General features: G+C 68.7%; 28 protein-coding genes. 10 read left to right on the plus strand and 18 right to left on the minus strand.

Annotation, left to right across the window (positions count from 1 at the left end; translation table 11 throughout):
- Window positions 1-86: 86 nt before the first annotated feature.
- Genes ACFOWZ_RS08255 through ACFOWZ_RS08270 form a run of 4 tightly spaced genes read left to right on the plus strand, consistent with a single transcriptional unit; the run spans window position 87 to window position 3,919 of the window.
- Entirely contained in the window at window positions 87-1,010 is a 924-nt protein-coding gene (locus ACFOWZ_RS08255; RefSeq protein ID WP_382370793.1) for a hypothetical protein, read from the plus strand.
- A 55-nt stretch (window positions 1,011-1,065) separates the two neighbouring features.
- Complete coding sequence (locus ACFOWZ_RS08260) at window positions 1,066-1,599, plus strand: TetR family transcriptional regulator (protein WP_382370795.1); 534 nt, start codon at window positions 1,066-1,068, stop codon at window positions 1,597-1,599.
- 39 nt (window positions 1,600-1,638) lie between these two features.
- On the plus strand, window positions 1,639-2,721 hold the full coding sequence (locus ACFOWZ_RS08265; protein ID WP_382370797.1) for a nucleotide disphospho-sugar-binding domain-containing protein: 1,083 nt from the start codon (window positions 1,639-1,641) through the stop codon (window positions 2,719-2,721).
- A 52-nt stretch (window positions 2,722-2,773) separates the two neighbouring features.
- Window positions 2,774-3,919 carry a glycosyltransferase gene (locus ACFOWZ_RS08270; RefSeq protein ID WP_382370799.1) on the plus strand — a complete coding sequence of 382 codons (1,146 nt, stop codon included), beginning with the start codon at window positions 2,774-2,776 and terminating at the stop codon, window positions 3,917-3,919.
- A gap of 18 nt (window positions 3,920-3,937) precedes the next feature.
- On the opposite strand, the gene ACFOWZ_RS08275 is transcribed toward ACFOWZ_RS08270, so the two are convergent.
- From ACFOWZ_RS08275 to ACFOWZ_RS08300, 6 genes are all read right to left on the minus strand, one after another.
- Window positions 3,938-4,321: an STAS domain-containing protein gene (locus ACFOWZ_RS08275; RefSeq protein WP_382370801.1), complete on the minus strand. Its 384-nt coding sequence runs from the start codon at window positions 4,319-4,321 to the stop codon at window positions 3,938-3,940.
- Window positions 4,322-4,394: 73 nt separating this feature from the next.
- Window positions 4,395-4,790, minus strand: a complete 396-nt coding sequence (locus ACFOWZ_RS08280; RefSeq protein WP_382370803.1) for a response regulator — start codon at window positions 4,788-4,790, stop codon at window positions 4,395-4,397.
- A complete protein-coding gene (locus ACFOWZ_RS08285) occupies window positions 4,787-5,812 on the minus strand; it encodes a PAS domain-containing sensor histidine kinase (protein ID WP_382370805.1) in 1,026 nt (341 codons plus the stop codon). The genes ACFOWZ_RS08280 and ACFOWZ_RS08285 overlap by 4 nt, the downstream gene beginning before the upstream one ends.
- Before the next feature lie 16 nt (window positions 5,813-5,828).
- Window positions 5,829-6,200 (minus strand): ATP-binding protein, encoded by a 372-nt coding sequence (locus ACFOWZ_RS08290; protein WP_382370807.1) that lies wholly within the window; start codon window positions 6,198-6,200, stop codon window positions 5,829-5,831.
- 70 nt (window positions 6,201-6,270) lie between these two features.
- A complete protein-coding gene (locus tag ACFOWZ_RS08295) occupies window positions 6,271-6,891 on the minus strand; it encodes a response regulator (RefSeq protein WP_382370809.1) in 621 nt (206 codons plus the stop codon).
- A 5-nt stretch (window positions 6,892-6,896) separates the two neighbouring features.
- Window positions 6,897-7,886 carry an FAD-binding oxidoreductase gene (locus tag ACFOWZ_RS08300; RefSeq protein WP_382370811.1) on the minus strand — a complete coding sequence of 330 codons (990 nt, stop codon included), beginning with the start codon at window positions 7,884-7,886 and terminating at the stop codon, window positions 6,897-6,899.
- 70 nt (window positions 7,887-7,956) lie between these two features.
- Between ACFOWZ_RS08300 and ACFOWZ_RS08305 the strand changes: the two genes are divergently transcribed.
- Window positions 7,957-8,844 (plus strand): LysR family transcriptional regulator, encoded by an 888-nt coding sequence (locus tag ACFOWZ_RS08305; protein WP_382370813.1) that lies wholly within the window; start codon window positions 7,957-7,959, stop codon window positions 8,842-8,844.
- Between the two features lie 318 nt (window positions 8,845-9,162).
- A complete protein-coding gene (tuf, locus tag ACFOWZ_RS08310; RefSeq protein ID WP_382370815.1) occupies window positions 9,163-10,344 on the plus strand; it encodes an elongation factor Tu in 1,182 nt (393 codons plus the stop codon).
- Between the two features lie 97 nt (window positions 10,345-10,441).
- Here tuf and ACFOWZ_RS08315 read toward each other — a convergent pair whose 3' ends face one another.
- Genes ACFOWZ_RS08315 through ACFOWZ_RS08340 form a run of 6 tightly spaced genes read right to left on the minus strand, consistent with a single transcriptional unit; the run spans window position 10,442 to window position 15,356 of the window.
- Entirely contained in the window at window positions 10,442-11,107 is a 666-nt protein-coding gene (locus ACFOWZ_RS08315; protein WP_382370817.1) for a DUF6766 family protein, read from the minus strand.
- Between the two features lie 27 nt (window positions 11,108-11,134).
- Window positions 11,135-12,085: a TIGR03557 family F420-dependent LLM class oxidoreductase gene (locus ACFOWZ_RS08320; RefSeq protein WP_382370819.1), complete on the minus strand. Its 951-nt coding sequence runs from the start codon at window positions 12,083-12,085 to the stop codon at window positions 11,135-11,137.
- On the minus strand, window positions 12,082-13,839 hold the full coding sequence (locus ACFOWZ_RS08325; RefSeq protein ID WP_382370821.1) for a thiamine pyrophosphate-requiring protein: 1,758 nt from the start codon (window positions 13,837-13,839) through the stop codon (window positions 12,082-12,084). The genes ACFOWZ_RS08320 and ACFOWZ_RS08325 overlap by 4 nt, the downstream gene beginning before the upstream one ends.
- Entirely contained in the window at window positions 13,839-14,558 is a 720-nt protein-coding gene (locus ACFOWZ_RS08330) for a metallophosphoesterase family protein (protein ID WP_382370823.1), read from the minus strand. The genes ACFOWZ_RS08325 and ACFOWZ_RS08330 overlap by 1 nt, the downstream gene beginning before the upstream one ends.
- Window positions 14,555-14,803 carry a BON domain-containing protein gene (locus ACFOWZ_RS08335; protein WP_382370825.1) on the minus strand — a complete coding sequence of 83 codons (249 nt, stop codon included), beginning with the start codon at window positions 14,801-14,803 and terminating at the stop codon, window positions 14,555-14,557. The genes ACFOWZ_RS08330 and ACFOWZ_RS08335 overlap by 4 nt, the downstream gene beginning before the upstream one ends.
- On the minus strand, window positions 14,766-15,356 hold the full coding sequence (locus ACFOWZ_RS08340; RefSeq protein WP_382370827.1) for a nucleotidyltransferase domain-containing protein: 591 nt from the start codon (window positions 15,354-15,356) through the stop codon (window positions 14,766-14,768). The genes ACFOWZ_RS08335 and ACFOWZ_RS08340 overlap by 38 nt, the downstream gene beginning before the upstream one ends.
- Window positions 15,357-15,492: 136 nt before the next feature.
- Here ACFOWZ_RS08340 and ACFOWZ_RS08345 point away from each other — a divergent pair, with 136 nt between their 5' ends.
- Window positions 15,493-15,720: a zinc-ribbon domain-containing protein gene (locus ACFOWZ_RS08345; RefSeq protein ID WP_030467454.1), complete on the plus strand. Its 228-nt coding sequence runs from the start codon at window positions 15,493-15,495 to the stop codon at window positions 15,718-15,720.
- A 61-nt stretch (window positions 15,721-15,781) separates the two neighbouring features.
- Here the strand turns inward: ACFOWZ_RS08345 and ACFOWZ_RS08350 are convergent, their stop codons facing one another.
- Window positions 15,782-16,366, minus strand: a complete 585-nt coding sequence (locus tag ACFOWZ_RS08350) for a DUF998 domain-containing protein (protein WP_382370830.1) — start codon at window positions 16,364-16,366, stop codon at window positions 15,782-15,784.
- A gap of 133 nt (window positions 16,367-16,499) precedes the next feature.
- Between ACFOWZ_RS08350 and ACFOWZ_RS08355 the strand changes: the two genes are divergently transcribed.
- Window positions 16,500-17,183: an SRPBCC domain-containing protein gene (locus ACFOWZ_RS08355; RefSeq protein ID WP_382370832.1), complete on the plus strand. Its 684-nt coding sequence runs from the start codon at window positions 16,500-16,502 to the stop codon at window positions 17,181-17,183.
- Window positions 17,180-18,007: an alpha/beta fold hydrolase gene (locus ACFOWZ_RS08360; RefSeq protein ID WP_382370834.1), complete on the plus strand. Its 828-nt coding sequence runs from the start codon at window positions 17,180-17,182 to the stop codon at window positions 18,005-18,007. Before ACFOWZ_RS08355 ends, ACFOWZ_RS08360 begins: the two co-directional genes overlap by 4 nt.
- On the opposite strand, the gene ACFOWZ_RS08365 is transcribed toward ACFOWZ_RS08360, so the two are convergent.
- The 5 genes from ACFOWZ_RS08365 to ACFOWZ_RS08385 all read right to left on the minus strand — a co-directional run bounded on the left by ACFOWZ_RS08365 (window position 17,917) and on the right by ACFOWZ_RS08385 (window position 22,274).
- The gene (locus ACFOWZ_RS08365) at window positions 17,917-19,122 is read right to left on the minus strand and encodes an MFS transporter (protein ID WP_382370836.1); all 1,206 of its coding nucleotides are present in this window, start codon (window positions 19,120-19,122) and stop codon (window positions 17,917-17,919) included. The genes ACFOWZ_RS08360 and ACFOWZ_RS08365 overlap by 91 nt on opposite strands.
- A gap of 19 nt (window positions 19,123-19,141) precedes the next feature.
- A complete protein-coding gene (locus ACFOWZ_RS08370; protein WP_382370838.1) occupies window positions 19,142-19,729 on the minus strand; it encodes a Pr6Pr family membrane protein in 588 nt (195 codons plus the stop codon).
- A 7-nt stretch (window positions 19,730-19,736) separates the two neighbouring features.
- The gene (locus tag ACFOWZ_RS08375; RefSeq protein ID WP_382370839.1) at window positions 19,737-20,855 is read right to left on the minus strand and encodes an NAD(P)/FAD-dependent oxidoreductase; all 1,119 of its coding nucleotides are present in this window, start codon (window positions 20,853-20,855) and stop codon (window positions 19,737-19,739) included.
- Between the two features lie 81 nt (window positions 20,856-20,936).
- On the minus strand, window positions 20,937-21,863 hold the full coding sequence (gene sigJ, locus ACFOWZ_RS08380; protein WP_382370840.1) for an RNA polymerase sigma factor SigJ: 927 nt from the start codon (window positions 21,861-21,863) through the stop codon (window positions 20,937-20,939).
- A gap of 12 nt (window positions 21,864-21,875) precedes the next feature.
- The gene (locus ACFOWZ_RS08385; RefSeq protein ID WP_382370841.1) at window positions 21,876-22,274 is read right to left on the minus strand and encodes a DUF2000 family protein; all 399 of its coding nucleotides are present in this window, start codon (window positions 22,272-22,274) and stop codon (window positions 21,876-21,878) included.
- Window positions 22,275-22,373: 99 nt separating this feature from the next.
- Between ACFOWZ_RS08385 and ACFOWZ_RS08390 the strand changes: the two genes are divergently transcribed.
- Window positions 22,374-23,144, plus strand: coding sequence for an AraC family transcriptional regulator (locus ACFOWZ_RS08390; protein WP_382370842.1), 771 nt, complete (start codon window positions 22,374-22,376; stop codon window positions 23,142-23,144).
- Window positions 23,145-23,148 lie beyond the last annotated feature (4 nt).

Genomic DNA, 23,148 nt, shown 5'->3' on the forward strand with positions numbered 1-23,148 from the left:
GGGATCTCCCCTCATGCCTTTGGGGGTCCGTCCCGGCGAATCTCGTATCACCACAGGGGAACACGAGATCCGAAGGGGACACCGAAATGATCCGCAACGCTCTGCTCGCCGCCGCCGCCACCGCCACCCTCGCCACCGCGTTCGCTCCGATGGCCTCGGCGGACGTCATCGGCACCCCACCGCCGTGCGTGAACGCCTCCGACCTGGCCGGCCCCGACTTCAACGTCCGCAAGTGCGGCGTGAGCGACGTGGACCAGTTCCGCACGAACCTGGAGAGCGACGGCAACGCGTACTGCGGACCGGCTTCGTTGTACAACGTCCTGCACTACTGGGCGCACGTGAAGGGCGCGCCGATCGGCTGGGGACCGGTGAAGGTCGGGTACCTCGACCCGATGAAGCAGGCCGACTACAGCACGGTCACCGGTTCGATCTCGAAGATCGGCACGGACGCCGGCTACGACGGCGGCACCAGCCTGACCGGCCTGCGCGCCGCGTGGGACAACGCCACCCTGCCTGCCCGCAACGCCGGTTGGCAGACCACCCGCGGCCGCGTGTCCACGCTCGACAACCCGGACTTCGCCGGTGACATCGCCCGCAAGCTGAACGAGGGGCCCATTCAGCTCGTGTACGGCCGCTACAAGAAGGGCCCGCTGAACGACACGTTGCAGCGCACGGGTGGTCACATCGTCACGGTCGTGTCCGCCACCGGTTCCTTCGGCGGCAACACCGTGAAGCTGAAGCTGGCCGACCCCGGCCGCGCGTGGGACCACGGTCAGGGCGACTACCTGAACACCCAGTCCGCCTACGAGGCGCTCGACGTCACCCTGACCAAGCGCCACTTCCTGCAGTACTCGCCGGCCGTGGACGACAAGAACACCGCCGAGGACGAGTCGCAGGAGCCGGGCACCTACACCTGGGTCGACCGCTGGGAGCTCACCGGCCCGCGGTACGTCAGCGACACCACCCGCCAGATGGTCGAGGGCTTCAACTGGTTCGACATGGCGAAGTAACCCGGTTCTCCGGAGGGGCCGCACTCATCAGGGTGCGGCCCCTAGCCTGTTGCCCATGGCCCGCCGCGATCGGGAACGGACCCGCCGCCGCTTGCTGAACGCCGCGTTCATCGAGTTCGCGGCCTACGGGTTCGCCGGCGCGCGCATGGAACGCATCGCGCGCATGGCGGGGTGTTCCGCCGGACTCACGTACACCTACTACGGCGGCAAGAACGAGCTGTTCGACGCCGTGCAGTCCGAGGTGGTGGACGCGGCCTTCGTGGAGTTCGACGCCCACGACCTGCCGGGTTACGCGGCCAGGCTCCACGACCGGCAGCACGAGCACCCCGAGTTCGCCCGGCTCGCCACGTGGCACCGGCTGGAGCGGCCGGGCCGGGTCAGCAGGCGTGCCGAGATCGAGGCGATCCGGGAGGCGCAGGCGCAGGGGGTGGTGTCCACGCGGTTCTCCGCGGAGCAGGTGCTCGTGCTGGTGCTCGCGATCGCGTCGATGTGGTCGAACGCCCCGGCCGACAGTTCGGACCACCTGGTGCGGCGGCAGACCGTCGAGGACGCGGTGCGCAGGCTGGTCGAGCCCGACGACCTGCGCTGATCGCGGCCGCACCCGCGCACCTGTGGTTAACCTGGCTGTATGCGTGTTCTCGTCGTCGCCGCGCCCCTGCTGGGTCACGTGTTTCCGTTGATGCCCCTGGCGCTGGCGTTGCGCGACGCGGGACACGACGTCGTGGTCGCCACCGGCGGCGAGGCGCTGCGGGTCCGCGAGTCGGGACTGCCCGTCGAGGACGTCGTTCCGCCGAGCGTCCGCTTCGGACCGATCGCGTTGCGGATCATGCTCGCGCACCCGATCGTGGCCAAGCGGGAGATGGAGGGCAGCGGCAGGCTCGACTTCGTGTCGCGGATGTTCGCCGCGGTCGGCAACGCCATGACGGAACCGTTGCAGGCGCTTGCCGCGAAGTGGCGGCCGGACGTCGTGGTGCACGAACCGCTCGCCGTCGCCGGTTCGGCGCTCGGGGTCCCCTCGATCGTCCACGACGTGTCGTTGTTCGACGGCCTGGAGCTCACGGCGGCGGTCGGCGCACGGATGAAGGCCGGGGTGCGTTCTCCCGCAACGGTTCTGCGCACCGCACCGCGGTCGATCCTGGAGTTCAAGGTCGGGCAGCCGATGCGGTTCGTCGCCCACAGCGGTGACGGCGAGGTGCCGCAGTGGCTCGCCGAGCCCGCGGGCAAACCGCGCATCCTGGTCAGCCGCAGCACCGCCCCCGGTCCCGGCGCGGGCAGGATGATGGCCGCCGTCACGAAGGCCGCGGAGCACGTGGACGTGGAGTTCGTGCTGGTGCGGCCCGAGAAGACCGAAGGCCTGCCGGACAACGTGAGGACGGTCGGGTGGGTGCCGATCCCCCACGTGCTGCCGTTCTGCGACGGGATCGTGCACCACGGCGGCGCGGGAACGTTGCTCGGCGCGCTGGCAGCGGGTGTGCCGCAGCTCGTCGAGCCGGGACCGGGCGACCGGACGACGCACGCGAACGCGATCACCAGGCGCGGGGCCGGGCTCAAGGCCGGTCCGAGGGACATCACGCCCGAGCTGCTCACCCGGTTGATCGAGGACTCGAAGCTGCAGAAGGCGGCGGGCGAGGTCCGCGACGAGATCGCCGCGATGCCGGCACCCGCGGAGGTCGCCGGCCGGTGGGAAAGCCTTCAGCGCTGGCGTTCGTGAATTCACGAGAGCGAAACCGGCGCACCGGGACCACAGCACCTAATGTGATCGTGTGCGCATTCTCTTCTCGAGCTTGGGCTCGCACGGACACGTTTATCCGTTGCTCCCGCTCGCGATCGCCGCCCGACGGCAGGGACACGACGTCCTCTACGCCGTCGACTCCGGTTTTCACCCGACCGCGGAAAAGCTGGGTTTCACGGTGGTCGACGCGGGCATCAGCATCGGAGACGCATTCCGTCAGGCCAACGAATTGCACGGCACGCCCGAGTTCCGGCGGGAGATGCTGCGGCAGACCGCCGTCCAGGCCTTCGGATCTGTACTGCCCAGGGCCTTCCTGACCAGCCTCGAACCGGTCCTGGAGCGGGACAAGCCGGACCTGGTCGTCTTCGAGATCGCCAACCCCGGCGCCGGTCTCGCAGCCATCCGGGCGGGAATTCCGGCAGTGGCCCACGGTTTCGGCAAGATGGACGCGGACACGTTCCCGGAGGCGATGCGCGATCTGTTGCTCGAGTACGTCGCAGAACTCGGCATCACCTTGCCGAATGGGCAGCATTACGGACTCGGATCACCCTGTGTCGACGTCTTCCCGCCGTCTTTGCAGGACCTGGCCCAACTATCCGATGTGGACCGAATTCCGCTGCGGCCGACCCCGTTCGCCGAGCCCGGCGAATTGCCCGGCTGGGTGATCGCGCACGAGAAGCCCCTGGTGTACCTGACCTTCGGCACCGCGTTCGCGAACCCGGACCTCCTGCGGACCGCGATCGCCGGACTGGCCGGGCTGGACGCCGAGGTGCTGGTCGCGAGCGGGCCGCTGGTTCAACCGTCCGCGCTGACCGACGTGCCGGGCAACGTGCACGTGCTCGGGTGGGTGCCCCAGGCGGATCTGCTCGCGCACGCGGATCTCGTCGCGCACCACGGCGGGTCCGGCACGACGGTGACCGCGATGACGCACGGCGTGCCGCAGCTGGCACTGCCCCAGGGCGCCGACCAGTTCCGCAACGCCGCCCTCGTCGCGGACGCGGGCCTCGGCGCACAGCTCGCCGGAGAGCAGTTCACGGCGGAGGCGGTGCACGAAACAGCCCAGAAGCTGTTGCGGGACAACGATGTTCGTGCCGCGAACGCCGCCATCGCGGCGGAGATCGCCGCGATGCCTCACCCCGACGAGGTCGTGCCGAAGCTGGTGGAACTGGCAGGCTGAAACCGTGCGGGCCGGTGCTTACTCGCTGAGCACCGGCTTCAGCGCTGACAACGCCTCGTCCACCGAGTCGTGCAGCACCAGCACGTCCGCCACTCCCGTGACCTGCAGCGGCCTCTTCACCGCGCGATGCGGTGCCACGACGTGGAAGTCCTTGCTGTGCGCGTCCGCGAGCTCGTGGGCCGTGATCAACGTGGAGATGCCGGTCGAGCCGAAGAAGCTGACGTGCGTGAGATCCGCCACGAGGGCGGGGCCTTCCGAAGAGAATCCGAGACGCAACGCGTCCAGCACGACATCCGCGGTGTCGACGTCGATCTCGCCTTCGATCTTGACGACCACCACTCCTGCGACGTCGGCGGCACGCACCGTCAGCAGCGGCGATTCCCTGAACAGATCTTCGTTCACCAGCACTCCCCGGTGGCCGAAGCACGTAGAAACCGGTCCGAGCACACTGCTGAACCCGGTTGAGCCTTCGACGTTACGGCTGTTGCTTCCACACCACAACCTGTCGTTCGCCCAACCGCCGGACGGCTGCGACCAGTTCGGTGTTGCGGACCCCCTTCGCGAGGTAGTCCGTGACGCCCGCGCGGCGCATCTCGTCGACAGCGCCGGGATCGGTGTAGGCGGAGAACGCCAGAATCCGCGTGCTGGGCGCGCGTTGCAGGATCTCGGTCGCCGCGTGCGAGCCACCGCCGTGCGGCATGCGGACGTCGAGCACGACCACTGTCGGCGCGTGCCGTTCAGCCAGCTCGACCGCCTCGCGGGCGTCCACGGCGACGGCCACGACCTCCAGGTCCGGCTCCTCGTCGAGCACGTCGCGCAGGACGTCCCTGATCAGGGGATCGTCGTCGGCGATCAGCACGCGGACGATCACGGCCGCACGTCCGGCAGCCAGAACTCGACGACGGTGCCCCCGCCCTCCTGCGCGGTCACGGTGCACCACCCTCCCGCGCCCTCCGCTCGTTCCCGCATCTCGATCAGGCCGAAGTGACCCGCGTTCGGGTCGAGGTCGGGCAGTCCGACACCGTCGTCGACCACCCGGACCAGGAACCCGCGATCCACAGTGGACAGTGTGATCGTGACGGACGAGGCGCGCGCGTGCTTGCGGACGTTGGTCAGCGCCTCCTGGCAGATGCGGAAGATCGTGATGGCCGCGTCGTCACCCGGATCGCGTTCGAGCTCGTTGCGGATCTCCCCGACCATCGAGGTGTCGGCGAGGTAGGTCGCCAGCGAGTCGCGCAGGCCCCGCCGTTCGATGCCGGGCGGGCGCACGCGGAACACGAGGTTGCGCAGCCTGCTGATCGCGGACCGCACCGCGCCGTCGAGCTGCTCGACCGTCTCGCGGTGCTCGGCGGGCAGCCTGCGGGCGAGCAGTTGCAGGCGCATGTCGACGGCGACCATGGCCTGGATCGTGTCGTCGTGCACGTCCCACGCGATGCGCTGCCGTTCCCGCTCCTGCGCTTCGACGAGGTGCGCGAGCAGCCGACGCCGGTCGGTGAGCTGTTGCTCAGCTCGCCGCCGCTCGGTCATGTCCCGCGTGACCTTGCCGAACCCTCGCAGCTCGCCGGTGTCGTCGTAGAGGGCGGTGATGATCACGTTCGCCCAGAACCGGGTGCCGTCCTTGCGCACCCGCCAGCCCTCGTCCTCGAGTGCACCCTCGGCCCTCGCGACCCGCAGCTCCCACTCGGGTTTGCCGGACCTGACGTCCTCCGGCGGGTAGAACGTCGAGAAGTGCCGTCCGATGATGTCCTCGGCCGTGTAGCCCTTGATGCGCTCGGCGCCCGCGTTCCAGCTCACGACGTGCCCGCCGGGGTCGAGCATGAAGATCCCGTAGTCGCGCACGCCCAGCACGAGCAACCGGAAGAGGTCGCTTTCCCGCCAGGCGTCCGGTTGCACGGCCACATCATGGTGTCTACGCCGTCAGCTCACACCAGACGACCTTCTGACCAGCGCTGACCGTGACGCCCCAGCTCTCACCCAGCCGGGCGACGAGCTGGAGTCCCCAGCCGTCGGCGCGCAGCTCGGGGTGGGAGGGCTCGGCGTCGGCGACCTCGACCACCACCTGGTCCTGGTCACCGGTGATGCGCACGACCGGGCGGCCGCCGCCGTGGCAGACGGCGTTGGTCGCGAGCTCGTTGACGACCAGCACGACGTCGTCGTGGCTGCCGAGGTAACCGCAGTTCACGGCGGCGCGGCGGGCGAAGTCCCTGGCGAGCGCCACGCCGCCACGCCGATCGTCCTCCGGCAGTGAGAACACGGCGTCCGTGAGCGAACTGGTGGCCACCGAAGCACGATCCACCACCGGCGTCCGTGCAGGCAGACGCAGCCGAACCAGATCAACTGGTGCAGCTGCATCAGTCGAGCAGGCCCTCGCGACGGGCGATCGACACGGCCTCCAGCTTCGAGCTGGCTCCGAGCTTGTCGAGGACGCGCTGCACGTGGTTGCGCGCGGTGTTGCGGGCGACGCCGAGCCTGCTGGAGATCTGGTCGGTACCCACACCCTCCGCGAGCAGCAACAACGTCTCCTGCTCCCGCGCGGTCAGGGTGGCTCCGGCGACCTTGACCCTGCCCGTGAGCCGGTCCAGCACACCCGCGAGGAGCTTCCGGTCGAACACCACCTCGCCGTCCGCCACCCTGCGGACCGCCTCGACGAGGTCGTCCAGCCGCGCCGACTTGAGCATGAGCCCCGCACCACCGGCTTCGGCGACGCGGGCGGCCACCGACGCGGTCGCCTCACCGGTCAGGACCAGCACCTTGGCGCCACCTCTGACGAACTCACGAATCAGCGCCGTGCCGTCGCCGTCGGGGAGCCTGCGGTCGAGGAGGATCACGTCGGGCTCGGCGCGGCGGGTCTCCGCGAGCGCGGCCGCGACGGTGGACGCGCGGGCGATCACCTCGATCCCGGCGCGTTCGAGCGCCAGACCGATCGCCTCCGCGACCATGTCGTGGTCCTCCACGAGAACCACTCTGGTCATGCACCTCAGCCTACGGCGTAACGAAAATTCCGCGACCGTCCGATCACGAACGGCCGCACCTCGTCGAACACCTCTTCAAGCTGTTCCTCCACCCCGAGCCGAGGCGCGAGCAGCTTGATCAGATGGGTGGCACCGGTGTCGAGTGCGCCGCCGAGCGGGAGCACGCCGAGGAACATCGAGGCGTCGGCAGCTTTCTCGCGCAGGCCGTGCAAGGCGTCCAGCGGCAGGTCGCCGAGCAGCACGTTGTCGCCCTGGTAGGTGTGCGGCGGCAGCGGTTTGCCCGCGGCCTGCGCGAACGGCCTGAGGCCGAACTCGTCGGTCAGCCTCGGTGCGACGCGCAGGTGCTCGACGTCGAACGGCCTCGTGCTCGCGAACGTCACCCGCACCACCTCGCCGAGGGTGGTGAGCGCCGGCGTGACGTGGTCCGGCAGGTGCCACGCGTGGAACGCGTCGAACACGGCTTCCGCGTGCTGAACGTCGAAGAACATCTCGCCCGCGTGGACGTCGCCCGCCTCGACGAGCTCGAACTCCAGCGCGGTGACGACCTCGCCGACCTTCTCCGTCGCGCGGACGCGGTCGCTCGCGAACCCGAACTCACGCGCCAGCACGCTGAACCCGCCGCCGAGCGTGTAGCCGACGACACCGACGTCGCTCGCGTCGCCGCTGAGCGGGACGAGCCCGTGCGGAGCGGCTTTCTCGATCACCTGCTGCCAGACCGCACCCGCTTCCGCCCGCGCGGTCCTCGTCACCGGGTCGACCTCGACGCCGTTCATGCGCCTGGTCGAGATGAGGACGCCGGTGGTCGGCACGGTCAGGCCGTGGCCGGTGGTTTGGATCGCGCACTCGAGGCCGTGGGTCTCGGCGTGGTCGACGGCTTTCCGCACGTCGTCGGCGTTCTCCACGGCGAAGACCACCTGCGGCTCGTGCCGGAGCCCGGTCTGGAAGCCGCTGCGTTCGTCGTCGTAACCGATGTCGCCGGGATGGAAGATCTGCATGTCTTCAGCGTTGTTGAGCTGCTGCTATATGTCCAAGATCTAGTCGTGCTCGCTCCTATAATCATCAGTTATGGAGCTTCGACAGCTGGAGTACTTCGTCGCGGTCGTCGAGGAAGCCTCGTTCACGCGCGCGGCGGAACGGGTGCACGTCGCGCAGCCCGGTGTCAGCGCGCAGATCCGGCGGCTGGAACGGGAGCTGGGGCACGACCTGCTCGACCGGTCGGGGCGCACCGTGACGGTCACGGACGTGGGCGCCGCGGTGCTGCCGCTCGCACGAGCCGCGTTGCGGTCGGTGGAGTCGGCGAAACGGACGGTCGAGGAAATGGCCGGGCTGGTGCGCGGTGTCGTGCGGGTCGGGATGGTCGTGTCGTGCGGGATCATGGACCTGCCGGAGCTGCTGTCGTCGTTCCACGCGCTGCACCCCGGCGTGGAGATCACGCTGGCGGAGGCCAACTCCGATGCGCTGATCTCGTCCCTTGTGGACGGTTCACTGGACTTCGCTCTGATCGGGTACGCCGGTGATGCGCCGGCGGGACTGTCGGTGCGGGTGCTGGCCGACGAACCGCTCGTGGCCGCGGTTGCCCCCGGTGATCCTTGGTACGGAAGGGAATCCGTTCCGCTGGACGAGTTGCTGGAGCGCAGGTTGATCTGCCTGCCGCCGGGCACCGGGTTGCGCGGCGCGTTGGACGAGGCCTGTGGTGCCCGCCGGCCGCGCATCGCGTTCGAGGCGTCCGCACCGCCGATGGTGATCACGCTGGCGCAACGCGGGCTCGGACCGGCGATCCTGGCGTTGTCGATGACCGAAGGCCTGCACGCCGTGCGGATCACCCACCCGTCACCGCGCGGCAGGCTCGCTTTCGCGTGGCGCACGGAAGGCCCGCACAGCCCCGCCGCACGGGCGCTGATCCGGCTGTGTTCGATGGCCGCTCCTTCGGAGACGGCGGCGAGTTCGCCTTGAAGTCGGTCATCCGGCCGAATCGCTCGCACCGAATTGGGCTTCGCCGAATTCGGTGCGAGCGGTTGACCGGATGACCGACGCGAACTCGCGGAAAACCAGGTGACAGCGGACTAGGCCCCTGTCACGATCATCGGCATGTTCCTGACGGCTGAGCACAACACGTTCGCAGGTGTTCCTGCGGGCGCGCTCGCCGTTGCCTCGGCACAGCTGGCCGGCGCCCGAGTCTGACCCTTCTCCAGTCCGCTCCTTCAGGACCACTGGAGGAGGGTTGTAGCGGTCCACCGGTTCTGAACTCTGCCAGCCACGAGGACGAAGGAAATGAAGCAGGAGTTCGTGCGCGCCAAGCCGCACCTCAACATCGGCACCATGGGCCACGTCGACCACGGGAAGACGACCCTCACCGCGGCCATCACCAAGGTTCTGTCCGAAATGGACCCTTCGGGCACGACCTTCACGGCGTTCGACCGCATCGACCGCGCGCCGGAGGAGCTGGCCCGCGGCATCACGATCAACATCGCGCACGTCGAGTACGAGACGCCGACGCGTCACTACGCGCACGTCGACATGCCCGGCCACGCCGACTACGTGAAGAACATGATCACGGGTGCGGCGCAGCTGGACGGCGCGATCCTCGTGGTGTCCGCGGAGGACGGCACGATGCCGCAAACGCGTGAGCACGTCGTGCTGGCGCACCGGGTCGGCGTGCCGCACGTGGTGGTGGCGCTGAACAAGGCCGACGCGGTGAGCGACCCGGAGCTGCTCGACCTGGTGGAGCTGGAGATCCGCGACCTGCTCTCCCAGTACGGCTTCGACGGCGACGCCACACCGGTCGTGCGGGTGTCCGGCCTGCGCGCGTTGCAGGGCGACCCGGTGTGGGTGAAGTCCGTGGTCTCGTTGCTGGAGGCCGTGGACGAGCACATCCCGGTGCCGGAGCGGGACGTCACCGGGCCGTTCCTGATGCCGATCGAGAACGTCCTGACCATCACCGGTCGCGGCACGGTCGTGACCGGCGCGGTGGAACGCGGCGTGCTCGGCGTCGGCGACGCGGTCGAGGTGCTCGGTCTCGGCGCCGCGGTGACCTCGGTCGCCACGGGCATCGAGACGTTCGGCAAGCCGATGCGGCAGGCCCAGGCGGGAGACAACGCCGCGGTGCTGCTGCGGGGTGTGAAGCGCGGCGAGGTCCGGCGCGGCCAGGTGCTGGCCCTGCCGGGCAGCGTGGCGCCGCACACCCGGTTCCGCGCGTCGGTGTACCTGCTGTCCCACGCGGAGGGCGGCCGGCACACCGGGATCGCGTCGAACTACCGCCCGCAGTTCCACTTCCGCACCGGCGACGTCGTCGGCGTGGTGGAGCTCGACAGGACGCTGGCCCTGCCAGGTGACACCGTCGAGGTCACGGTGGAGCTGGGCAAGGCGGTGGCGATGGACACCGGGCTGGGCTTCGCGATTCGCGAGGGCGGCAAGACCGTGGGTGCCGGCACGGTCGGCGAGATCCTCGCGTAGGGCGGGGGCGACGACCCGAGAAGGTGGTCGCGCTGCCTGAACGGCGTCTGCAAGTACCACCAACTGCGTGTTGGTGGTACTTGCAGACGCCCAAAACCTAGCCTGACTCGTCGCTCACCGAGTGCGCCGCGCCCACCGGCTTGGACTCGGGCGATCCGCGCTGACGCAGGTAGACGCTGAGGATCGCCATCGACGCGATAGCGAGGAACTCGGACTGCCAGTTCTGCAGCGACCGGTTCCAGAAGTCGGCGCTCAGGAAGTAGTCGAACAGGCCCATCTTCTCGGCCAACGGGTCCGAGTTGTTGGCGTACCAGCCCGCGACCCACTGCATCGACCACGAGAAGAGGAACAGGACCAGCATCGCGAGGCCGAGCGACTTCGAGAACACCGCGGTGCGCCAGCCACCGGCACGCACCCAACTCGGTGACGACTCACTCGCGTATCGGCCGACCTGCTGCTCCTTGTCGCTCTCGTGACCGGCCTTGCCCGCCGGCTTGGACTCCGGCGAGCCCTTCTGGATCAGCCAGACGGTGGCGGTGACGTACAGGAAGAACTGCAGGTACTCGGACTGCCAGTTCTCCGTCACGTCCACCAGGAAGTCGGCGGAGAACAGGTACGACCCCAGGGTCAGCAACGGCTGACCCAACGCGGCCTGACGCTCGTTGTAGTCGGCGTGCCCGGCGAACAGCTGGCCGACCAGCGCCGCGAGGAACAGACCGGCGAAAACGAGCGTCAGGCTGTGCTCGCGCAGGAATCTCCTCATAGGACCGGATGCCCTGCGCTTCTGCCGTCAAACATCGAGCAGCGGGGTGACCTCCTTGGCCCAGAACTCGAAGAACTCCTGCTGGTTCTTGCCGATCTGCTGCACGTAGACCTCGTCGAACCCGGCGTCGGCGAACTCCTTGATCTTCTCCGCGTACCGCTGCGGGTCCGGTCCGCACGGCATCGACGACGCGATCATCTCCGGCGTCACGAGCTCCGAGGCCTGCTCGAAGTGCTTCGGCGTCGGCAGCACCTGGGCCAGCTCGCCGGGCAGGCCGTCGTTGGGCCACAAGCGGTGTGCGATCTTCACGGCCTCGGACTCCGACTCGCCGTAGCAGACCTTGAGCCCGCTCTGCGCCGGGCCGCGACCGCCTTCGGCGCGGTACTTCTTCACCAGGTCGCCGGCCGGGCCCACGCAGACGTAGCCGTCACCGCAGCGGGCGGCGAGCTCGACCGCCTTCGGGCCGAACGCGGACACGTAGATCGGCACCGGGCGTTCGGGCACGGTGTAGATGCGCGCGTTCTCCACGGTGTAGTGCTTGCCGTGGTGGGTGACCTCGTCGCCCTGGTGCAGCGTGCGGATGAGGCCGATCGCCTCCTCCAGCATCTCCAGCCGCACGTCCGCGGACGGCCAGTGGTCGCCCAGCACGTGCTCGTTCAACGCCTCACCGCTGCCCACACCGAGCGTGAAACGGCCCTCGGTCTGGACCGCCGCGGTGGCCGCGGCCTGCGCGATGACCGCCGGGTGGATGCGGACGGTCGGGCACGTCACGGCCGTCGTGATGGGCAGTGACACCGCCTCGGACAACGCGCCGATCGTGCCCCACACGAACGGCGACTGGCCCTGCTCGTCGTTCCACGGGTGGTAGTGGTCGGAGATCCACAACGCCTCGAAGCCGTGCTCTTCGGCCATCTTCGCGTGCCGGACCAGCTCACGAGGTCCGTGTTCTTCCGAGGAAAGGAAATAGCCCAGCTTCACGGCAGGAACTCCTGAATCTTGGTCTGCAGGCCGCGGCGCAGCACCTCCCAGGCATCGGGATCGCCGCGCAGCACCGCCTCGGTCATGTCCTTGATCTGGTCGAACGTCGCGTGCGGCGGGATCGGCGGCACGTTCGGGTCGCAGCGCACGTCGAGCACGGTCGAGCCCTCGAACGCGAGCGCCGTCTCCCACGCCGTGCCGAGCTGGTTCGGGTCGTTGACCTCGATGCCCTGCAGGCCGATCGAACGCGCGTAGGCCGCGTACGAGACGTCCGGGAGCGACTGCGACTCCTCGAACTTCGGCGCGCCGCCCATCGCGCGCAGCTCCCACGTGACCTGGTTGAGGTCGTTGTTGTGGAACACGCACACGACGCACCGGATGCCGTAACGGCGCAGCGTCAACAACTCCGCCATGCCGTTCATCTGCAGCGCGCCGTCGCCGACCAACGCGATCAGCGGCCGATTCGGTTGGGCGAACGCAGCACCCAGCGCGTACGGGACAGCGCATCCCATCGTGGCGAGGGTGCCGGACAACGACGACCGCACGCCGTCCTTGATCCGCAACAGCCGTGCGTACCAGTTCGTCGCGGAACCGGAGTCGGCAGTGACGATCGCGTTGGCGGGCAGGCGTTTCGACAGCTCGGAGACGATCCGCATCGGGTTGACCGGATCGGCGGGCACCTGCGCCTGCCGTTCCACGACCTCCCACCAGCGCTCGACGTTCGACTCGATCGTGTTGCGCCACGAACGGTCGGTCTTGCGTTCCAGCAACGGGATCAGCGACCGCAGCGTCTCCCGTGCGTCACCGACGAGGTTGACCTCGGTCGGGTAACGCATGCCGATCGCCCGGCCGTCGACGTCGATCTGCACGCCGCGCGCCTTGCCGTACTGCGGCAGGAACTGCGAGTACGGGAAGTTCGAGCCGACGATCAGCAACCGGTCGCAGTCGCGCATCAGCTCGTACGACGGCCTGGTGCCGAGCAACCCGATCGAACCGGTCACGTACGGCAGGTCGTCGGGCAGCACGTCCTTGCCCAGCAACGCCTTCGCGACGCCGGCACCGAGCAGGTCCGCCACCTCGCGCACCTCGGCGGCTGCCCCGCGAGCGCCCTGGCCGATCAGGATCGCGACCTTCTCCCCGGTGTTCAGCACGTCGGCCGCGCGCCGCACCTCGTCGTTCGCCGGCACGACGCACGACGACGGCCGGGACGGCGGGCTCGACGGGATGTACTTGAACTCGTGCTTGGGCGGCTCGTACTCCTGCTCCTGCACGTCGTTCGGGATGATCACCACGGCCGGTGCGCGGTCGGCCTGGGCCGTGCGCATCGCCCGGTCCAGCGCGTTCGGCAGCTGCTCCGGCACCGTCACGTCGACGAGGTACGAGGCCACGTCGCGGAACAGCGAGTGCAGGTCGACCTCCTGCTGGTAGCTGCCGCCCTGCGCGGTGCGGGCGGTCTGGCCGACGATCGCGACGACCGGCACGTGATCGAGCTTCGCGTCGTACAGACCGTTGAGCAGGTGGATCGCGCCGGGTCCCGACGTCGCGAGGCACACGCCGACGTCGCCGCTGAACTTCGCGTAGCCGACAGCGGCGAACGCGGCCATCTCCTCGTGGCGGGTCTGGATGAACCGCGGATCGTTGTCCGCCTTGCCGAACGCCGCCACGATTCCGTTGATGCCGTCACCGGGATACGCGAACACCTGCTCGATTCCCCAGTCGCGCAGGCGTTGCACGATGAAGTCCCCGACCGTCATCAGTGGTTCCCTTCCAGCACGTAGACCGTGTAGGCGGTGCGGATGATGGGCTGGGCGACGTTGCGGACCCGGACCCCGCCGGGCGTCATGCCCTGCTCGGTGCCGAAGTGCGCGTGGCCGTGCACCGCGAGATGCGTGCCGGTGGCGTCGATCGCCTCGCCGAGCAGGTAGGAGCCGAGGAACGGGTAGATCTCCGGCGGCTCACCGCGCAGCGTGTCCGGCACCGGCGCGTAGTGGGTCAGTGCGACCTTGATGTCGGTGTCCAGTTCGGACAGTGCGCCTTCGAGGTTCTCCGCGATGTCGCAGGTGTGCTGGATGAACGCCTTCATCTCGCGCTCGCCGAACGCGCTCCCGCACTTGCCCGCGAACCCTCCGCCGAAGCCCTTCACGCCCGCGACCCCGATCGAGCAGCCGTTCACGCGGTGGGTGAACGTCGTGCCTTCCAGCACGTGGATGCCCTTGTCCTCCAAGGTCTTCGTGACCTCGAGCGGCTTGTCGTCGTGGTGGTCGTGGTTGCCGAGCACGGCGACGACCGGCACCGGCAGGTCCGCGAACTCGTCCGCGACCACCTGCGCCTCGCTCACCGTGCCGTGCCGGGTGAGATCACCGGCCAGCAACAGGATGTCGGCGTGCTCGCCGACCTTCTCCAGCGCGGGCCTGAGACGCCCTCGCATGTCCTCGCCGAGGTGCACGTCCCCGACAGCGGCGACCCGGATCATCGGAGGTCCTCCTCACCGTCCGGCTCACCGGCCGGGGTCACCCGGACGTCGTTGAAGATCGTGAGTTCAGGCGCGGCCTCGTGCAGGACCTCTTCCAGCGCGGTCCGGCGGTCGGCGCACGCCACGTCGCCGGACAGCATCACGTGATCACCCCGGACCGTGATCCGCACGCCGAGCTCGGCCGTTCTGGGATCCTCGGCCACCGCCCTACGCAGATTTGCCGCCAGGTACTGCTCGGAACTCATGGCCCCTCCCGATGACGTCCAGGCGTTCGATGAGCACCAGGAACGCTTCGGCGTACGGCGAGTGCTTGGTCTCCTCGCGCACCTGCTCCCAGTCGATCTGTTCTCTCAGCGCGCGGGCGAACGGCAGCAGCTCGCTGAAGTCGCAGCGGTGCCCGTCCAGCACGAGCAACTTGCTGCTCAGCACGAACGTCGCGGGCATCACCGGCAACATCACGGACCCGACCGGCATCTCCTCGGCCATCGCGAGGGTCTCGTCGGTGACGGGCCGCTCGTTGGGCCGGAACAGCAGGTCCACCAACGAATCGCCGTCGTAGACCTTGAGCAGCCAGTCCTCAGGAGGCTCCGCAGCACGCAACCCGCGCTGCACCAGCACCCGCACGGCCTCGGCGGCGTCCTGCTCGCGCACCAGGAGGTCGACGTCGTGCTCGCTCGCCGGACCACCACGCGCATAGCCGGCGCATCCGCCCGTGAGGGCGAACGGGATCTCCGCGCTGCGCAGGGCGTTGGCGACTTTGGTCAACGTCCGCAGCAGTTCGTCCTGCACGTCGCTCATGCAGTTCGGGTTACCCGGACGTTCCCGGCGTGAACCTCAGTCGGAGGCAGGCTGTCCACCTTCTGAAGGTGACGGATCCCTCGCAACGCAAATGGGACTTCACACGTCAAAGAGACAGCCGACCAAAGGAGCGCAGATGGTGATTTTCGGCTGGCGAACCACGATCGAGCAGCTGAGGATGCTGACGCTGGTGTGCGGGCACTGCCACCACCAGGCCGCGCACAACCTGTTCCGGCGCTACACGAAGCCGACGATCTTCTTCATCCCGCTGTTCACCATCAGCAGCAGGTACGGCCTGCAGTGCACGTTCTGCGGGGTCTCCTACGACATCAGCAAGATGCACGCGCATCAGCTCGTCGGCTGACGGCAGGCCTCACATCCGGGCGCGTCCTCGTCGGTGGTGACGCGCCCGCACTCCGGGCAGATCAGCTCGAGAAGGCAGGCCGGTTCAGCTTCAGGGACACGACTGAGGTCCACAGCCAGCCGATCGTCGCCACGACGTAGAGCAGCACCGTGCCGCCGGGGTTGCCCAGGAACGCCATCGGCACCATCAGGAGCACGCCCGTCAGGCCGCTCATCACCGCCAGCCATCCTCCGAGCCTACGCGCGAACACGAAACACGCGCCGATCCAGCCGATCATGGCCAGGCCGAACGCCACCGCGTGCAGCGCGCCGTGCCACGACATCGACGCCGGCGGGCCCTCCGGTGCTCCCGCGGGGAAGCCCAGGCCCGGATCGGCGACGAACACGCCGCCGAGGATCATTCCGACGCCCATCAGCCCGATCAGGCGCGCGCCCCACTTCGTGTGCTTCGCCATGCCCGTGGCGGCGATGACGAACAGGGCGCCGCTCACGATGAAGTTGGCGATCTGGATCCAGCCCAGCGAGCCGAGGCTGAGCATGCTGAACGGGTGCCGCGACGGGTCGAAGCCCTCGCGGGTGAAGGCCTGGGCGTAGCCGATGACGAGGTAGAGCGGGCCGGCGACGACGCCGCACGCGATGCGGGACATGGGTTCCTCCAAAGGTTGTGGCGAGAACGGAACCACCGACAAGTTTTTTTGTCAAGACTAGAGAGACTGTCTTGACGAATGGATTCGTCGGCGGCAGGATGGGACCATCCACGAACCAGACAGGAGCGAGCTGATGGGCCACGCGTTCGAGAGCACAGACGACATCGAGGTGCCGGCCTCGGTCGAGGACGTCTGGACGGCCATCGCGACGGGGCCGGGCATCGACTCGTGGTTCATGGGCCGCAACGAGGTCGCGAACGGCCAGGTCAAGATGGCGTTCGGCGGGTACCAGCCGACGAGCGAGATCACCGCGTCCGAACCGCTGCAGCGCTTCGCCTACAACAGCGGCGAGGCGCCCGACGGCCGGTTCATCGCCTACGAGTTCCTCGTCGAGGGCCGCGAGCACGGCAGCACCGTGCTGCGGATGGTCACGAGCGGTTTCCTGCCCGGCGACGACTGGGCCGACGAGTTCGAGGCCATGACGCTGGGCGGCGCGCTGTTCCGGAGCACGCTGAGCGAGTACCTGCACCACTTCGCCGGCCGCACGGCCCGTCCGCTGACGGTCTTCGGGCCGATGGTCAGCGACTGGGACGAGGCCTGGAAGAAGCTCGACGCGGCGCTGGCCGACAAGCTCCCGGACGCCGTCGAGTTCCACCGCAACGCCCACACGCTCGGTCTGCGCACCGAAAAGGGCATGTACCGCTTCATGCGCGGGTTCTTCGGCCCGTTCATCGCCGCGCACCACGTCTTCGAGGGCGACGAGTCCGAGCAGGACTGGCAGAGCTTCCTCGACACCACTCTGGGAGAGCAGAAATGACGCGCTTCACGACCTCGGCCGACGGCACCGACATCGCCTACTCGGTCACCGGTTCAGGACCGGCGCTGATCCTCGTGGACGGCGCGATGTGCCACCGGATGTTCGGCCCGTCGACCGAGCTGGCGTCCGTGCTGGACAAGAACTTCACCGTCTACACCTACGACCGGCGCGGCCGCGGCGAGACGGGCGACGGCGCCACGCCGTGGTCCTTGGAGCGCGAGATCGAGGACATCGACGCGCTCATCAAGGAAGCCGGCGGCAGTGCCTTCGCGTTCGGCGTGTCCTCGGGCGCGGTGCTGGCGATGGAAGCGGCCAGCAGGCTGCCGGGCATCTCACGGCTCGCGATCTACGAGGCGCCTTATGTCGTGGACGACACGTTCAAGCCACGCCCCGCCGACATCGTGCAGCAGATGAACGACCTGCTCGCGCGCGATGACCGCTCCGGCATGCTCTCGGCGTTCATGAAGATCGTCGGGGCACCCGCCATCGGCATCGCGATGATGAAGCTGATGCCGTGGTGGCGGAAGCTGAAGCCGGTCGCACACACGCTGCCGTGGGATCTGACCATCCTCGGCGAGGACGGCCGTGGCGAGAAGCTGCCGACCGACCGCTGGCACGTGAAGGTGCCGACACTCGCGATGGACGGCGGCAAGTCGCCGCAGTACCTCCGCAACGCCATGAGGAACGTCGCGGAGGTCGCTGGAAAGGACGTGGAGTACCGGACGCTTCCCGGTCAGACACACATGTACAAGTCGTCGGTCATGGCGCCGGCCCTCGTGGAGTTCTTCTCGCGGGCCCAGCGCACCGCGGGCCCCATCGCGTAACCGGCCACGACGAACAGCCCGCCGACCGCGAGCCACCCGAGCGAGCCCCAGTCGAGGACGACGGTGGTGAGCAGCGCGGGGCCGACCATGCGCGCGACTGCCGTTCCGGTCGCGAAGAAGCCCTGGTACTGGCCCTGCCGGTCGGCGGGCGCGAGGGAGAAGCTGATCTCCCACGCGCCGGAGGCGAGCATCATCTCGCCGAGCACCTGCAACGCGGCGGCGACGATCGGCAACGCCGCACCCTTCCACGCACCGAGGCTGAACGCCGTCACTGCGAAGACCGCGCAGGACGCGAACATGATCAGTCCGGCGTGCCGCACGAGCCTGGACGCCGCGCCGAGACCGTTGGCACGCCTGGCGATCCGGACCTGGAACAGCACGACGGCGGCGGTGTTGAGCACCAGCAGCGCGGCGGCGAGCCACGTCGGCGCCTCGGTGCGCTGCACGATCCACAGCGGGATGATCAGGCTCAGCAGCGGCATGTAGAGCAGCATCACGGCGTTGATCAACGTGATCAGGGCGTACGGGCGGTCCTTCAGCACGTCGAACTTGCCCTTGGCGCGGGTCATCACGGTCTCCGGCAGGGTGCTCAGGATCGCGGCCGCGGCGAGGAAGCTGAGGGCGTCGAGCACGAACACTGCCGTGTAGGCCGCCTCGGTGCCGAGGTGTAGCGCGAACCCGCCCGCCGCGGCGCCGATCGCGATGCCCGCGTTGGCCGTGGACTGGATGCGGGCACGGGCTCGGGTGCGTTCCTCTGGCGTCGTGAGGCCCGCGAGGAGAGCCTGCCTGGAGGCCTGCAGTCCGCTCTGGAAGCTCGCGTACAGGCACATGACCAGCGCAAATGCGGCGAAGTTCCGGGTGAAGAGCAGGATCCCGATGCTCAACGCCGTCGCCGCGGCCAGCACGACGGCGGTGGTGCGCGGGCCGAGCCGGTCGGCGACGTGGCCGAGAGCGACGCCCGCGACGGCACCCACGCCCCACGCGAGGGTCAGCGCGAGGCCGACCCGTGCCGCGCTCAGACCGACGACCTGGGTGAAGTACAACGCCGAAACGACGAGAAACCCGCCGTCACCGATGGAGTTCGTCAGCTGTGCGTACGCGAGTCGCCTGGTCATGACTATGACCGTAGGGCGGTTATTGGCCCTGATTGTGGGACAAGACTGCGCTGCTTCTTTGGGCCAATTTGGTGCCGATCCACGACACGGCGTACGCCAGCGCGGCGATGATCACCGCGACGAACACACAGCTCAGGAGGACCTCGCCGTACCCGTGCTGACGCGGGTCGAGGAACGGGTACGGGTACCAATCCACGATCGGGCCCCTCACCAACGTGTACGTCAGATAGGCCAGAGGGAAGGCCAACCAGATCCACGCCCGTGTGGTGCGTTCCGGCGCGAGGAGCCACTCCACCACCACGAGGATCGGAACGACGACGTGCAGCACCCAGTTCGCGTAAGCAGGTGTCTGCACGTCGACCCCACGCAGCAGCAGTGCGTAGACGATGCCCGTCGTGGTCATGTAGAGCACGGCCGCGCCCCTGATCTGCGCGGACACCGGGCTGAACACTCCCAGCAGGGCCACCACACCGACGAAGACGTTCGACAGCACGGTGAAGTAGCTGAAGTGGTTGGCCGGGTTGAACCGATCCCCCAGCGCCACGATCAGGTAGACCTCTGCCGAAAGAACCAGCAGGAACACGGCCATCCGCAGCAGCTTGATCACGCACGAATTAGAGCGCGGTTTCGAGCACCGCGCTGGCCGTGCTGATCCGCCGCCGACGCGACGGCATCATCACCGTCGGGTGCGAGATGCTCCAGGCCGCGCTCTTGCAGATGAGCTCCTTGACGCGCACGGCCACCTTGCCGGTGAGAGCGGATGGCTTGGGCTGGTCGTCAGGAGTAACCCACTGCACGAGGGCGTCACTGCGGCCGAGGCTGATGCACTGCCCGCTGTACCCGATCTTGTTCTGCGGGACCTCACGCCCGGTCAAGCGCGCGGCGATCGCATCGGCAGCCAGGTGGGCCGTCGGCACGCCCGAGGCGCACGACATCCGCAACGGTGAACCGCTCCCACCGGCGGCGAACGCTGCGTCGCCGACGGCGTACACGTCCGGGTGCGAGACGGACCGCATGGTCTCGTCCACGACGATCTGACCGGACGGCGAGACCTCCAGGGTCGTGGCGGCGGCGATCGGGTGGACCGCGAACCCCGCCGTCCACACCGTCACGTCGGCGTCGAGCGTGCCGCCGTCGGTGTGAACGTGCACGGTGATGCCGAGCCGGTCGAACGCCGCACGCAGGTGCTGACGGGCCTTCTCGCTCATCCAGTCACCGAGGGCACCGCGGGTGGCGAGCGAGACGTCGAGGTCCGGCCTGGCCTCTGCGATCTCGGTGGCCGCCTCGATGCCGGTGAGACCGCCACCGACGACGAGCACGGTCCCGCCGGCGCCGAGGTCCTCCAGCCGTGCGCGCAGTCGCAGTGCGGACTGCTTTCCGGCGATGTTGTGGGCGTGCTCGGGAACGTTCGCGGCGGTGCTGCCGAGGGCGTAGACGAGGGTGTCGTAGGCGATGTCGCCGTCGTCGGTGCTCACGATCTTGCGCTCGGCGTCGACCGCGGCGACCCGTGCGATGCGCACCTGCACACCGGTGCCGGCGAAGACGTCGGCCAGCTTCCGGACCTTCAGGTCCTGGCCGGTCGCGAGCTGGTGCATGCGCACGCGCTCGACGAACTCCGCGTCGGCGTTGACGAGGGTGATCTCGGTGTCAGCGGGGTGCAGTCGCTTGGCGAGGCGGCCTGCCGCGTTGGCTCCGGCGTATCCGGCCCCGAGAACGACGATGCGGTGCTTCATGGTTTCGCTCCTGTCTGGCTGGTGTCGAAACCTGAACCGGACAGCGGCGCGAAACCTGACAGGAGCTGACTGTGATCTGGGTCACCAGTTCTCGACGAGCGGTTCTCCCTGGTCGGAGGCGGCCCACTGCCGCGTGGCGCGGTCGAGCTTGGCGGGGTTGGCCTGCGTGTGGACGGCCGTGATGCCGTCGGTGGTGACCTCGAAGGAGACGACGATGACGACCCGGTCGCCGCTCGTCATCACCAGCGCGGGCACACCGTTGGTGACGGTGGCGAACAACGAGGGGTTGCCGCCGACCATCTCCCGCTTGGCGTCGTCGGGGGTGAACAGGGTGCGCAGGAACCTCGCGACCTTCAGTGCACCGGTGATCGGCTTCGGCACGCTGATGAACACGCCGCCCGCGTCGCCCGCGCTGATCGCGTCGTCGGCGAGCAGCTTCACGAGCGAGTCGGTGTTGCCGCTGAGCGCCGCGGCGAGGAACTCCTCGACGATCTTGCGCGCACCGGCCGCGTCCACCTCCACGCGCGTGCGGCCGGTGGCGAGGTGCTGCTTGGCGCGCCGGTAGATCTGCTGGCAGTTCGCCTCGCTGAGGTCGAGGATCTCGGCGATCTCTGCGTGCGCGTAGCCGAACGCCTCGCGCAACACGTACACGACCCGTTCGTTGGCCGAGAGCCGTTCCATCAGCGTGAGCATCGCGATCGAGACGGATTCGCGCTGCTCGACGGTCTCGGACGGCCCGAGCATGCGGTCACCGGCGAAGACCGGCTCCGGCAGCCACTGGCCCACGTAGGTCTCACGTCTGGCCCGCGCCGAGGTGAGGCGGTTGAGGCAGAGGTTGGTGAGCACCTTCGTGAGCCACGCCTCCGGTACTTCGACGAGCTCGTGGTCGGCGGCCTGCCAGCGCAGGTACGTGTCCTGCACGGCGTCTTCCGCGTCGGCCGCCGAACCCAGCAGCCGGTACGCGATCGCCTCCAGCCGCGGCCTGGACTCCTCGAACAGGGCGAGCATGATCAGAGTCAATCACGGATGCATGCGCGCGCCCTTGAAGATTTTGTCGACGGCGTTCTTCTGGCCGTGCACCGCGATGCCGACGAGGTCGAGGTCCTGCGTGTGCACCTTGCGGACAGCGGCGCGGTTGTCGTCGTCGTTGCCGGTCACGAACAGGTCGGCGGTGAAGATCGCCATCGGCTGGTTGCGGTTCAACGCGCGCTCGTGCGCCTTCTTGAGCAACGCCTGGTCACCCTGCAACACCACCACCGGCTGGCCGAACATCGGCAGGTAGTTCACGTCGTCGGCGTCGATGTACGGCTCGCCCCTTAGCTCGTCGGGCAGGCCGCTGACGAGGAAGGCGACGACGTTCAGCGCCTGCCAGCCGGCCAGGTCGTCCCGCAACAACACAGCGATCTTGGTGTCGAACATGAGGTCCACGATCGCGGGCACGCGGCTTTCAGGTCTTGTACGTTTTTGACATGACCGTCGAGGCTTGGAAGCTGTGTTTGGAACGAGTAACCAGTCGACATGGGTCTTGAGAAGAGCTCGGCCTGGCGGCCGGCGATAGCGGGTATCAGAGAGGTCTTCCACGCCTCCTTCACCACGCACGTCTACCCCGCGCACACGCACGACGCGTGGACGTTGATGCTGCTCGACACGGGTGCCGTGCGCTACGAACTGGACCGTCACGAGCACGGCGCTCTCGTGGACGGCGTCACGCTGTTGCCGCCGCACGTGCCGCACGACGGCCGGTCCGCGCACCCGACCGGCTTCCACAAGCGCGTGCTCTACCTCGACGACTCGGTGCTGCCGTCCGACCTGATCGGCAAGGCCGTCGACACCCCGATGCTCGTCGACCCGCTGCTGCGTCAGCGCGTGCACCAGCTGCACCTGGCGCTGGACGAGCCGTTCGAGGCGTCGAGCCGGCTGGCGTTGATCACCGAACGCCTCACGCACCACTTCGCGGGCACCGAACCGGCCGTGCACGCGGATCCGACGCTCGCCGACCGGCTGCGGCAGCTGCTGGACGCGTCGCTGCCGGGCGGGATCTCGCTGGCCGAGGCGTCTGCCCTGCTGCAGACCAGCCAGACGCACCTGGTGCGGGCGTTCACCAGGCGGTTCGGGCTGCCGCCGCACCGGTACCTGACCGGGCGCCGGGTGGATCTCGCGCGCGGATACCTCGTGGAGGGACGGCCGGCCGCGGAGGCGGCGGTGCTGGCCGGGTTCCACGACCAGTCGCACCTCACGCGCCATTTTCGCCGTGTCCTGGGTACGAGTCCCGGACGGTTCGTACGCTGACGTC

This window comes from Lentzea rhizosphaerae, assembly GCF_042649515.1.
Classification (GTDB): Bacteria; Actinomycetota; Actinomycetes; order Mycobacteriales; family Pseudonocardiaceae; genus Lentzea; species Lentzea aerocolonigenes.